Genomic DNA, 11999 nt, shown 5'->3' with positions numbered 1-11999 from the left:
GACCTGCCCAACGTCACCGCCCCGGCCTGGCGGCGGGCGCGGTCTCGGACGTCGTCCCGTGCGTGGCCGCCGCCGAAGGCCCGTTCAAGGTCACGTCGGAGGTCCCCCCCCCCCCGTAACGCCGGTGGGCCCCGCACATCCGCCCCGCCCGCCGCAGAGCGATCCACGGCGGACGGGGCGGCAGCAGTCAGCGCATCAGCCGGCAGCTCAGCCCGGCAGTCCCAGCTCCCGCGCGATCAGCATCCGCTGGACCTCGCTCGTCCCCTCGCCGATCTCCAGGATCTTCGAGTCGCGCCACATCCGGGCCACCGGGTACTCGTTCATGAAGCCGTAGCCGCCGTGGATCTGTGTGGCGTCGCGGGCGTTGTCCACCGCGACCGTCGAGGAGTACAGCTTCGCGATCGCCGCCTCCTTCTTGAACGGTTCGCCCGCGACCAGGCGCGAGGCGGCGTCGCGCCAGCCGATGCGGGCCATGTGGGCGCGCACCTCCATGTCGGCGATCTTGAACTGGATGGCCTGGTTCGCGCCGATCGGCTTCCCGAACGCGTGGCGCTCGGCCGCGTACTTCACCGACTCGTCGACGCAGCCCTGGGCCAGGCCCGTCGCCAGGGCCGAGATCGCGATGCGGCCCTCGTCCAGGATGCGGAGGAACTGGGCGTAGCCCCGGCCCTGCTCGCCCAGGAGGTTCGCCGCCGGGACGCGGACGTCCGTGAACGACAGCTCGCGCGTGTCCGAGGCGTTCCAGCCGACCTTGGAGTAGGGGGCCGCGACCGTGAAGCCGGGGGTGCCCGAGGGGACGATGATCGCGGAGATCAGCGGGCGGCCGTCCTCCTTGCGGCCCGTCACGGCGGTGACCGTCACCAACTCCGTGATGTCCGTGCCGGAGTTGGTGATGAAGCACTTCGAGCCGTTGATGACCCACTCGTTCGTCGCCTCGTCCAGCACCGCCGTCGTGCGCGTGCCGCCCGCGTCCGAGCCGCCGTCCGGCTCGGTCAGGCCGAACGCGCCCAGCGCCTCGCCCGCGCACAGCTTCGGCAGCCACTGGCGCTTCTGCTCCTCCGTGCCGAACAGGTGGAGCGGCATCGCGCCCAGGGAGACCCCGGCCTCCAGGGTGATCGCCACCGAGGAGTCGACCCGGGCCAGCTCCTCCAGGGCGATCCCGAGCGCCAGGTAGTCGCCGCCCATCCCGCCGTACTCCTCCGGGAACGGCAGCCCGAACAGGCCCATCCGGCCCATCTCGCGCACGATCTCGTACGGGAATTCATGGCGCTCGTACAGGTCGCCGATCTTCGGCGCGATCACATCGTGCGCGAACTCCTCGACCGTGCGGCGCAGTTCCTCGTGTTCGGCGGTCAGCCGGTGGTCCAGGGACATGGGGTCACTCACTCCTTGTGGGAGGCGGAAGAAGGGGGAGGGGTCAGGGCGCGGACCGTGCGGGATGGGCTCGGCCGGCCCAGTTGTCCGGCCAGCCAGACGCTGGTGGCGGTCAGTTCGGCCAGGTCGACGCCCGTCTCGATGCCCAGGCCTTCGAGCATCCAGACCAGGTCCTCGGTGGCGAGATTCCCCGTGGCGCTCTTCGCGTACGGGCAGCCGCCCAGGCCGCCCGCCGAGGCGTCCACCGTCGTCACGCCGTGCTGGAGCGCGGCCAGGGTGTTCGACAGCGCCTGGCCGTAGGTGTCGTGGAAGTGCACGCCGATGGCGTCTGCGGGGACGCCCGCCTCGTTCAGGGCTGTCAGCAGCGCCGTCACGTGGCCCGGCGTCGCCACCCCGATCGTGTCGCCCAGCGACAGCTCGTCGCAGCCCAGGTCCATCAGCGCCTTGGCCACCCTCACCACCTGGGCGACCGGGACCGCGCCCTCCCACGGGTCGCCGAAGCACATCGACAGATACCCGCGCACCCGGACCTTGTCCGCCTTCGCGCGGGCCACCACCGGCTCGAACATCGCCAGTGACTCGTCGACCGTGCGGTTCAGGTTGCGGGCCGCGAACGTCTCCGTCGCCGAGCCGAACACCGCGATCGACCGCGCCCCGAGCGCCAGCGCCCGGTCCAGCCCGCGTTCGTTCGGGACCAGGACGGGGAGGGACACGTCCCCTACGTCGGCGATATCGCCTAGGAGCGGGAACAGCTGCTCCGCGTCGGCCAGTTGGGGCACCCACTTCGGGTGCACGAAGCTCGTCGCCTCGATCGTCGTCAGGCCCGCCACCGCCAGGCGGCGGATGAACTCCGCCTTCACCTCGGTCGGGACGGTCCCCTTCTCGTTCTGCAGGCCGTCCCGCGCGCCCACCTCGTGGATCCGGACCCGGGAAGGCAGACCCGGCGCCGGGACTTTCATGGGCAGTCCTTGCGCGCTCATGCGTCCTCCCCGTCCGCCGCCGCCGGGACCACGACCGCCAGGACCTGGTCCATCGCCACCGTCGCGCCCGCCGTGACGTCCAGCTCCGTCACCGTCCCCGCGTGCGGGGCGGAGATCACGTGCTCCATCTTCATCGCCTCCACCACGAGCAGGCTCTGACCCGCCTCGACCTCGTCCCCGACGGCCACCTTCACCACCGTGACCGTGCCGGGCATCGGGGCCGCCAGCGTGTCCGCCCCGCTCCGGCCCGCCCCGCTCAGGGACGCCTCCACCGGGTCGTGGTCCTGGACGTGCCAGGCGTCACCGTCCCGGCCGAGCCAGTCGCCCGAGCGGTGGAAGTGGCCCACCGCGCCGTCGAGTTCGACCGTGACCCGGTCCGCCGTGACCGTCGCGGAGGCCGGGGCCCCGTACGTCACCGGGTCCGCGCCCGACACGCGCAACGGGAACTCCAGCGGCGCCCGCACACCCCCCGTACGCCACCCGCTCGGCACCGAGAACGGGTCCGTCCAGCCGCCCGCGTCCGGCCGGGGGGCCAGGGCGTCGAGGCGCACCGCCGCAGCCGCCGCGTACACCTCGTCCGGTACGCCGTCCGGCACCAGGCCCACCGCCTCGCGCTCCACCAGACCCGTGTCCAGGGTGCCCGCCACCACGTCCGGGTGCGCCAACAGGCGGCGCAGGAAACCCGCGTTGGTCGGGACGCCCAGGATCACCGTGTCCGCCAGGGCCGCCCGCAGCTTGCGGATGGCCGTCGCGCGGTCGGGGCCGTACGCGATGACCTTCGACAGCATCGGGTCGTACAGGCTGCCCACCGGCACGCCCTCGCTGAGCCCCGAGTCCGTCCGCACCCCGCCGCCCTGCGGTTCGCGCAGCGCCAGCACCGTACCGCCGGAGGGCAGGAAGCCGCGGGAGGGGTCCTCGGCGCAGACCCTCGCCTCGATCGCCCAGCCGGTGAGCGTGATGTCCTCCTGTGCGTACGGGAGTTGCTCGCCCGACGCCACCCGCAGCTGCCACTCCACCAGGTCCAGGCCGGTGATCAGCTCGGTCACCGGGTGCTCGACCTGGAGGCGGGTGTTCATCTCCATGAAGTAGTACGAGGACGGGTCGTTGCCCGGGACGATGAACTCCACCGTCCCCGCCCCGACATAGCCGCAACTGCGCGCCGCCTGGACGGCCGCCTCGCCCATCGCCGCCCGGGTCGCCTCGTCCAGCAGGACCGACGGCGCCTCCTCGATGATCTTCTGGTGGCGGCGCTGGAGCGAGCACTCGCGCTCGCCCAGGTGGATCACGTTGCCGTGGGCGTCGGCCAGGACCTGGATCTCGATGTGGCGCGGGCGGTCGATCCACCGCTCGACCAGGAGCGTGTCGTCGCCGAAGGAGGCGCGGGCCTCCCGTCGCGCCGCCGCGATCTCCTCGCCCAGCACCGCCGCGTCGCGGACCAGGCGCATGCCCTTGCCGCCGCCGCCCGCCGAGGGCTTCAGGAGGACCGGGGTGCCGATCTCCCGCGCGGCTTCCTCCAGTTGGGCGTCGGTCAGGCCGCTGCCGGAGGAGCCGGGGACCACCGGGACCCCGTACGCGGCGACCGTCTCCTTGGCCCGGATCTTGTCGCCCATGAGCGCGATCGCGGCGGCGGGCGGGCCGATGAAGACCAGCCCGGCGTCCGCGCACGCCTGCGCGAACTCCGCGTTCTCCGCCAGGAATCCGTAGCCGGGGTGGACCGCCTGGGCTCCCGTGCGGCGGGCCGCTTCCAGGAGCGCCGGCACGTTCAGGTAGCTCTCGGCGGCGGGCGGCGGGCCGATCCGTACGGCCGTGTCCGCCTCCCGGACGTGCCGGGCGTCCGCGTCCGCGTCGCTGAAGACCGCGACCGAGCGCACGCCCTGCTCCCGCAGGGTCCGGATCACCCGGACCGCGATCTCGCCGCGGTTGGCGACCAGCACGGTGTCGAACATCGTCGTCATCTGTTCCTCACATCCGGAAGACGCCGAAGCCGGGCCCGGCCGGGTCCTTCTGGGGCAGCGGGGCATTGGCGCAGGCGGTCAGGGCGAGGCCGAGGACCTGCCGGGTGTCGACGGGGTCGATCACACCGTCGTCCCAGAGCCGGGCGCTGGCGTAGTACGCGTTGCCCTGGGTCTCGTACTGGGCGCGGATCGGGGCCTTGAACGTTTCTTCGTCCTCGGTGCTCCAGTCGTCGCCCAGCTGGTCGCGCTTGACGGTGGCCAGGACGGAGGCCGCCTGCTCGCCGCCCATCACCGAGATCTTGGCGTTCGGCCACATCCACAGGAAGCGGGGGCTGTAGGCCCGGCCGCACATGGAGTAGTTGCCCGCGCCGTACGAACCGCCGACGACGACCGTCAGCTTCGGCACCCGCGTACAGGCCACCGCCGTGACCATCTTCGCGCCGTGCTTGGCGATGCCGCCCGCCTCGTAGTCCCGGCCGACCATGAAGCCGGAGATGTTCTGGAGGAAGACGAGCGGGATGCCGCGCTGGTCGCACAGCTCGATGAAGTGCGCGCCCTTCTGGGCGGACTCGGAGAACAGGATGCCGTTGTTCGCGACGATCCCGACGGGGTGGCCGTGGATCCGGGCGAAGCCGGTGATCAGGGTCTGCCCGTACTCCGCCTTGAACTCCTGGAAGCGGGAGCCGTCCACCACGCGCGCGATCACCTCGCGGACGTCGTACGGCGTGCGGGAGTCCACGGGGACCGCCCCGTACAGCCCGGCCGGGTCGACCTTCGGCTCCTCGGCCGGCTCGACGGACCAGGGGAGCGGGGCGCGGTCCGGGAGGGTCGCGACGATGTTGCGGACGATCCGCAGCGCGTGCGCGTCGTCCTCCGCGAGATGGTCGGTGACCCCCGACGTACGGGAGTGGACCTCGCCGCCGCCCAGCTCCTCCGCCGTCACGACCTCGCCGGTCGCGGCCTTCACCAGCGGCGGGCCGCCGAGGAAGATCGTGCCCTGGTTGCGGACGATGACGGCCTCGTCGCTCATCGCCGGGACGTACGCCCCGCCCGCCGTGCAGGAGCCCAGCACCGCCGCGATCTGCGGGATGCCCGCCCCCGACATCCGGGCCTGGTTGTAGAAGATCCGCCCGAAGTGGTCCCGGTCGGGGAAGACCTCGTCCTGCATCGGCAGGAATGCGCCCCCCGAGTCGACCAGATAGAGGCAGGGGAGACGGTTCTCCAGAGCCACTTCCTGGGCGCGCAGATGCTTCTTCACGGTCATCGGGTAGTACGTGCCGCCCTTGACGGTCGCGTCATTGGCGACGATCACGCACTCCCGTCCGGAGACCCGCCCGATGCCCGCGATGACGCCCGCGGCCGGGGCCTGGTCCCCGTACATCCCGTTCGCCGCCAGGGGGGCCAGCTCCAGGAACGGCGAGCCCGGGTCGAGAAGGGTGTCCACCCGGTCCCGGGGGAGCAGCTTGCCGCGCGCCTCGTGGCGGGCCCGTGCCTTCTCACCCCCGCCCAGCCGTGCCGTGGCGAGACGTCCCGCCAGGTCGTCGGAGAGCGCGCGATGCGCCGCCTCATTGGCCTGCCAGGCCTCCGAGGCGGGATCGGCCGCGCTCGCCAGGACCGGTGCCTGCTGCATCGTGTCGAGCCCCCTTGCCCGTACCGCAGTGGTGAAATGCGTTGACATGCTGTTAATGAGCGTTAACGCGTTTCCCTCAGGTTAACGACCGCTAACGACCCTGTCTAGAATGAATCCTCATGAGCACCCATGCCGCCGCCCGCGTCGCGGCCCCCACCCGCCGCGAGCAGATCCTCCGGGAGGCCGCCCGCCTCTTCGCCGAGCGCGGCTTCCACGGTGTCGGCGTCGACGAGATAGGCGCCGCCGTCGGCATCAGCGGCCCCGGCCTCTACCGCCACTTCCCCGGCAAGGACGCGATGCTCGCCGAACTGCTGGTGGGCATCAGCGAACGCCTGCTGGAGGGCGGACGGCTGCGGGTGGCGGAGGACCAGGCCCGGGGCGACGGCTCCCCGGAGGCCCTCCTGGACGCGCTCATCGAGGGCCATATCGACTTCGCCCTCGACGACCGCCCCCTGATCACCCTCCACGACCGGGAGCTGGACCGGCTGCGCGACACGGACCGCAAGCGGGTGCGCCGCCTCCAGCGCGAGTACGTCGAGGTCTGGGTCGGCGTCGTCCGCGCCCTCTACCCGTCGCTGCCCGAGAACCGGGCCCGCGTCACCGTGCACGCCGTCTTCGGCCTGCTGAACTCCACCCCGCACCTGGCCCGGCCCGACGCCCTGCCCGGCCGCGCGGCGACCGCCGCCCTGCTGCACCGGCTGGCCCGGGGCGCCTTCGCCGCGGCGGAACCCTCCTGAGCTGCGGCTTTCCCGCCCGGACCGCTCGGGGTTCCGAGCAACCATGAACGGGGTACGTACGTCTCTCCGGTCGACAAGCTACGAATCGGGGAGCCGTACGATGACCGTCTCACTGGGCGAAGAGATCATGCTGCTGTCGCTGGACGACGAGTCCGGCGCGGCGAAGGGGGAGACCGCCGCCCGCTGGGGCGTGGCGGCCGGCATGCTCCTGGAGCTCGTCATGGCGGGGCGCGTCACGGTGAGGGGCGGCCGCGTCGAGGTCTTCGACCCGACCCCGACCGGCGACGCCCTCCTGGACGGCCGGCTCGACCGGCTCACGCGCTGGGTCCACGAGACCTCCAGCAGCCGCAAGGTCGTCACCTGGCTGACCCGGGACCACGCCAAGGGTTCTCAGGACGTCGTGGACAGCCTCGTCGCCCGCGGCCTGGTGACGGAGGAGAAGCACCGGGCCCTCGGCGTCTTCCCGGTGCGCCGCTACCCGGAGGCCGACGGAACCGTCGAACGGGAGCTGCGCGCCCGGCTGGCCGCCGCGGTGCTGGAGGGGGCCGAGCCGGACGCCCGCACCAGCGCGCTCGTCGCCCTGGTGCACGCCACGGGGATGCATCCGCAGGCCTTCCCCGGACTGCCGAAGAAGCAGGTGGACCCGCGTATGGCGGAGATCGCAGACGGTCACTGGGCGGGCGTGAGCGTGCGCGAGGCGATCCGCAACCTTCAGGCGGCGATCACCACGGTGACCGTCGTGACGGTGCTCTCGGTGGTCCCGTAGGGCCCGGCTCCCGGCCCGCTGCCCCTCAGCCTGCCGCCCCTCCCATCGCTGCCGTCCCTCAGGCCGCCGGCGACAGGTGCCGGTGCGCCCAGGTGGCGAACGAGGTCACCGGAATGCCGAGTTCCCGGGCCGGCTCGGGGCGGGCCGGCTGGGTGATGGCGTTGCTCCACAGATGGCCGGCACCCCACGCGGGCATCCCCGCCGCGAGCGCCTCGTCGAGGTCCATCGACGGGGCCGTCACCGGTAGTCCCCAGGCCGCGGACAGCACCTCGGCCACCTGCTCCATCGTGAGCCGGTCCCCCGCCAGCTCCAGCTCCACCCCGTGGAACCGGTCCGGCTCCTGTACGGCGTGGGCGACGGCCGCGCCGATGTCCTCGCTCGCCACCAGCGCCAGGACCGTGTCCGGCCGGATCACGGTCGCCAGGCCGCCTTCGGGCCCGTTCGGCGCCAGTTGGGGCAGGTTCTCCATGAAGAACGCGGGCTTGACCACGGCCCAGCGGGCGAACTCCGCCCCGCGCACCTGCTCCAGGATCGCCTGCTTGGTGTCGAAGTACGGGGCCATCGCGGCCCAGCGGCCCTCCGCCCAGCCGGGCGTCTCCGTGTGAGCCCCGACGCCGCTGGTCGAGGACTGGACGAACTGGGGCACGCCCGCAGCCCGCGCCGCCTCGATCAGGTTCGCCGCCTGCGCCCGTTCCCCGGCGAAGTCGACGCCGCTCGCGTCCATCGGCGGCATCTGCACCGAGAACACGGCCCGGACGCCCGCGCAGGGCGCGTCCAGCGAGGACCGGTCGGTCAGGTCCCCGGTCACCAGCTCGACGCCCAGCGCCTCGACGTCCTTCGCGCGCCGCGTGTGCGGGTCGCGCACCAGTGCGCGCACCGGGATGCCGGCGGCCAGCAGGGCCCGGGCGACGGCCCCGCCCTGGCGTCCGGTGGCGCCGGTGACCAGTACGGGGGCGGTATTCGATGCCATGGCGATGTCTCCTCGCAGCGCGGGAACGCAAAACGGCGGGGCCCGCCGTTTCCTTCCCGGCTACGATATGGCGGGGCCCACCACTTAGCAAACAGGGAGAGAAAGTGACCGGTCAGCGCGCGGACGCCCGCCGTAACTACAGCCGCATCCTCGCCGTGGCCGAGGCCGAGGTCGCCCAGCACGGGGCCGCCGCCTCCCTCGAACAGGTCGCCCGCACGGCGGGCGTCGGCTCCGCCACCGTGCGCCGCCACTTCCCCACCCGGCAGGCCCTGCTCGAAGCCGTCTTCCAGGAGCGCATCCAGACCCTGTGCGAGCGCGCCGAGGAGCTGAGCCGGGCCGAGGACAGCCGCGCCGCCCTGCTGGAGTGGCTGCACGGCCTGCTCGCGTACGCCGTCGGCGCCCGCGGCCTCGCCGACGCCCTGACCTTCGAGCCCCCCACCGACACCCCCGCCGAACCCGGGCAGCACTCCTGCGGGGCGGTGATCGAGGACGCGGCCACTCCGCTGCTCCGCCGGGCCCTGCGCGACGGGGCGGTCAGGCCGGGCACCACCTTCCACGATCTGCTGACCCTCGCCGTCGGCATCGCCCTGGCCACCGAGCACCACACCGAACCGTCCGTCCAGGCCGACCGCCTCTTCGCCCTCGCCGTCGAAGGACTCAGCCCGAGCCCCCAGAGCGCCTGACGGCCGCACCCCGCCGTTCGTCGATGTCCTCCGCCGATGCCCTCTGTTGCCCTCCGCCGATGGCCTCCGTTGATCAGGAACCGGGCACAGTCCGCACACCGGACGGCACAATGGGTCCATGCCGATACCCAGCCGCGCCGCCCTCGTCGACCACCTCGTCCGTACGCGTATCGCGGGGGACGTCGCCACGCCACGCGACAACAACCTCTCCCACTACCGCAAGCTCGCCAACGGCGACCGCCACTACTGGCTCGGTCTGGAGCTCGGCGACCGCTGGACCGACGAGCAGGACGTCCTCGCCGTGATGGCCGAGCGGTGCGGGGTGAACGACGACCCCGCGCACCGGCAGGGCCAGGACACCATCGACCCCGAGCTGACGGTCGACGCCCTGGAGCGGATGGCGGCCCGCCTGCGCAAGGCCGCCGACGGCCGTGAGCGGGTCCTGTTCGCCACCGGGCACCCCGGCGGCCTGCTGGACGTGCACCGGCAGACGGCGGACGCGCTGCGCCGGGCCGGCTGCGAGATCGTCCGCATCCCGTCCGGGCTGATCGCGGACGAGGGCATGGTCTTCCAGTTCGCGGACGTCGCGATGCTGGAGCGCGGCGCGACCCTCTGGCACACCCACTCCCCGGCTCCCATGGCCGCCATCCTCGACGCCATGGCCCATCTCGGCCGCCCGCTGCCCGACCTGGTCGTCGCCGACCACGGCTGGGCGGGCTGCGCGGGACAGCGGGGTCTGGACGCGATCGGTTACGCCGACTGCAACGACCCGGCCCTCTTCCTCGGCGAGTCGGAAGGCACCCTCCAGGTCACGGTCCCGCTGGACGACCACGTCACCGACCCGCGCTTCTACGACCCGATGACGGACTACCTGCTGCACGCGGCGGGGCTGCTGGAAGAGGAGGAGCCTGCCGCGTAGGGGCGTCGGTGATGAGTCTCCGGCGGAGCTGACGCCTCAGGCCCGTGTCCGGCGGATCAGGAACCGCCGCGCCGCAGCCGCTGCGCCCGCCCCGGCGTCGGGTCCAGATACACCCGCCGGATGGACGGGAACCGCTCGCGCAACTGGGCCTCCGCCTCCTCGCAGGCCCACTCGACCTCCGCCGCGGTGGCCATGTCCCGGAAGTCGACTTTCGCGGCGATCAGGATCTCGTCCGGCCCCTGGATCAGCGTGGTCAGCTCCAGCACCTCCACGATGTGCGGCACCGACAGCAGCTCCTCGCGCACCCCGGACCGCACCGCCGGGGGCAGCGGCCGCCCGATGAGCAGCTGGGCGTTGGACCGGCCGAGCACCCAGGCGACGTACACGAGCAGCAGGCCGATCAGGCAGGACGCGATGCCGTCCCAGACGCCCGAGCCGGAGAGCTGCCCGCCCAGCAGCCCGCCCGCCGCCAGCAGCAGGCCGATCAGCGCCGCCGAGTCCTCCATCACGACGGCCTTCACAGCCGTGTCGGGGGTGTGGCGCAGGTAGTACGTGTCCGGCACCCGCAGCCGGGAAGCCTCGCGCCGCACCTGCTTGACCCCGGTGCGCAGCGAGTAGCCCTCCAGCAGGAAGGCCACGGCCAGGACGATGTAGGAGATGAGCGGGTCGCCCAGGTCCTCGCCCGCGACGAGGGTGTGCACCCCGTCGTAGATCGAGAAGACGGCCCCGCCGACGAAGGTGGCGATGGAGGCGAGCATCGCCCAGATGTAGCGCTCGGGGCCGTAACCGAGGGGGTGTTCCTCGTCGGCCGGCTTCTCGCTCCGCTTGAGGGCGGTGAGGAGCATGACCTCGGTGACGGTGTCGGCGACCGAGTGGGCCGCCTCGGAGAGCATCGCGCTGGAGCCGCTGATCAGACCGGCGACGGCCTTGGCCACGGCGATGCCGAGGTTGGCGAGGGCCGCCACGATCACGGTGAAGGTGGACTCCCCACCATCGGTTTCCCTGCTCGCTCTCGCGTCGCTCATGGTGGGGAGTATGTCGGAATCGCGGCGTCAGGAGCCGTTCATCCTCGCGGGATGCACATCATCCTCGCGGGATACGGACGACGCCTTCCTGGATGACCGTGATCGCGAGGCGGCCGTCGGCGGTGTAGATGCGGGCCTGGCCCAGGCCGCGTCCGCCGGAGGCCGACGGCGACTCCTGGTCGTACAGCAGCCACTCGTCCGCCCGGAACGGCCGGTGGAACCACATCGCGTGGTCCAGGCTGGCCCCGACCACGTCCCCGACCGCCCAGCCGCCCCGCCCGTGGGCGAGGAGCACCGAGTCGAGCAGGGTCATGTCGGAGACGTACGTCGCCATGCAGACGTGCAGGAGCGGATCGTCGGCGAGCTTGCCGTTCGTCCGGAACCACACCTGGGAGCGGGGTTCGCGCGGCTCGCCCACCGTGCCGAACGGCGGCGCGTCCACGTACCGCAGGTCCACCGCCTGCCGAGCCTCGATCAGCCGGTCCACGACGCCGGGATCGCTGAAGCGGTCCGCGTACCGGGGCAGCATCTCGGCGGCCGTCGGCAGGGTCTCCGGATCCGGGGCGGCGGGCATGGGGGCCTGGTGCTCCATGCCCTCCTCGTGCGTCTGGAAGGACGCGGAGAGGTGGAAGATCGGCTGCCCGTGCTGGACGGCGACGACGCGGCGGGTGGTGAAGGACTTCCCGTCGCGGATGCGGTCGACGGTGTAGACGATGGGCGCGCCGGGGTCGCCGGCCCGCAGGAAGTAGGAGTGCAGGGAATGGGCTCCCCGGTCGGCGGGGACGGTGCGGCCCGCGGCGACGAGCGCCTGGGCCGCGACCTGTCCGCCGAACACCCGGGGCACGAGCGCGCTGCGGCTCTCGCCCCGGAAGATGTCCCGCTCGATCTGCTCCAGGTCGAGCAGGTGGAGCAGATCGAGCAGGGGATCGGGACTCTCGTTCATGGAGGGAAGGTAATCCC

Annotated in this window: 11 protein-coding genes; 4 read left to right on the top strand and 7 right to left on the bottom strand. The window is 72.6% G+C overall.

The genetic code is table 11. The annotated features are described in order from the left end of the window. Nucleotides 1–207: 207 nt before the first annotated feature. Genes WQO_RS11755 through WQO_RS11740 form a run of 4 tightly spaced genes read right to left on the bottom strand, consistent with a single transcriptional unit; the run spans nucleotide 208 to nucleotide 5939 of the window. Nucleotides 208–1374, bottom strand: a complete 1167-nt coding sequence (locus WQO_RS11755) for an acyl-CoA dehydrogenase family protein (RefSeq protein ID WP_010062846.1) — start codon at nucleotides 1372–1374, stop codon at nucleotides 208–210. 8 nt (nucleotides 1375–1382) lie between these two features. Continuing rightward, the gene (locus tag WQO_RS11750; RefSeq protein ID WP_029182522.1) at nucleotides 1383–2354 is read right to left on the bottom strand and encodes a hydroxymethylglutaryl-CoA lyase; all 972 of its coding nucleotides are present in this window, start codon (nucleotides 2352–2354) and stop codon (nucleotides 1383–1385) included. Continuing rightward, nucleotides 2351–4309 carry an acetyl-CoA carboxylase biotin carboxylase subunit gene (locus tag WQO_RS11745; protein ID WP_058953955.1) on the bottom strand — a complete coding sequence of 653 codons (1959 nt, stop codon included), beginning with the start codon at nucleotides 4307–4309 and terminating at the stop codon, nucleotides 2351–2353. Before WQO_RS11745 ends, WQO_RS11750 begins: the two co-directional genes overlap by 4 nt. 7 nt (nucleotides 4310–4316) lie before the next feature. Then, a complete protein-coding gene (locus WQO_RS11740) occupies nucleotides 4317–5939 on the bottom strand; it encodes a carboxyl transferase domain-containing protein (RefSeq protein WP_010062850.1) in 1623 nt (540 codons plus the stop codon). Nucleotides 5940–6058: 119 nt separating this feature from the next. Here WQO_RS11740 and WQO_RS11735 point away from each other — a divergent pair, with 119 nt between their 5' ends. Then, the gene (locus WQO_RS11735) at nucleotides 6059–6676 is read left to right on the top strand and encodes an SACE_7040 family transcriptional regulator (RefSeq protein WP_010062852.1); all 618 of its coding nucleotides are present in this window, start codon (nucleotides 6059–6061) and stop codon (nucleotides 6674–6676) included. A 100-nt stretch (nucleotides 6677–6776) separates the two neighbouring features. After that, on the top strand, nucleotides 6777–7442 hold the full coding sequence (locus WQO_RS11730) for a GOLPH3/VPS74 family protein (protein WP_010062854.1): 666 nt from the start codon (nucleotides 6777–6779) through the stop codon (nucleotides 7440–7442). 58 nt (nucleotides 7443–7500) lie between these two features. Here WQO_RS11730 and WQO_RS11725 read toward each other — a convergent pair whose 3' ends face one another. Next, the gene (locus tag WQO_RS11725; RefSeq protein ID WP_010062855.1) at nucleotides 7501–8412 is read right to left on the bottom strand and encodes an NmrA/HSCARG family protein; all 912 of its coding nucleotides are present in this window, start codon (nucleotides 8410–8412) and stop codon (nucleotides 7501–7503) included. Nucleotides 8413–8516: 104 nt separating this feature from the next. On the opposite strand from WQO_RS11725, the gene WQO_RS11720 reads away from it, so the two are divergent. Both WQO_RS11720 and WQO_RS11715 read left to right on the top strand, forming a co-directional pair. Beyond that, a complete protein-coding gene (locus tag WQO_RS11720; RefSeq protein WP_010062856.1) occupies nucleotides 8517–9095 on the top strand; it encodes a TetR/AcrR family transcriptional regulator in 579 nt (192 codons plus the stop codon). Nucleotides 9096–9213: 118 nt separating this feature from the next. Then, nucleotides 9214–10014 carry a phosphatase gene (locus WQO_RS11715; RefSeq protein ID WP_010062857.1) on the top strand — a complete coding sequence of 267 codons (801 nt, stop codon included), beginning with the start codon at nucleotides 9214–9216 and terminating at the stop codon, nucleotides 10012–10014. A gap of 56 nt (nucleotides 10015–10070) precedes the next feature. On the opposite strand, the gene WQO_RS11710 is transcribed toward WQO_RS11715, so the two are convergent. Together WQO_RS11710 and WQO_RS11705 are read right to left on the bottom strand one after the other, a co-directional pair. Continuing rightward, nucleotides 10071–11039 carry a cation diffusion facilitator family transporter gene (locus tag WQO_RS11710; protein ID WP_029182523.1) on the bottom strand — a complete coding sequence of 323 codons (969 nt, stop codon included), beginning with the start codon at nucleotides 11037–11039 and terminating at the stop codon, nucleotides 10071–10073. Nucleotides 11040–11097: 58 nt separating this feature from the next. Continuing rightward, on the bottom strand, nucleotides 11098–11982 hold the full coding sequence (locus WQO_RS11705) for an acyl-CoA thioesterase (RefSeq protein ID WP_010062859.1): 885 nt from the start codon (nucleotides 11980–11982) through the stop codon (nucleotides 11098–11100). Between the last annotated feature and the right edge of the window lie 17 nt (nucleotides 11983–11999).

The organism is Streptomyces globisporus C-1027, from assembly GCF_000261345.2.
Classification (GTDB): domain Bacteria; phylum Actinomycetota; class Actinomycetes; order Streptomycetales; family Streptomycetaceae; genus Streptomyces; species Streptomyces pakalii.
The sequence above is the reverse complement of the archived record's forward strand: the minus strand, read 5'-3'. Positions and strand labels throughout refer to the sequence as shown.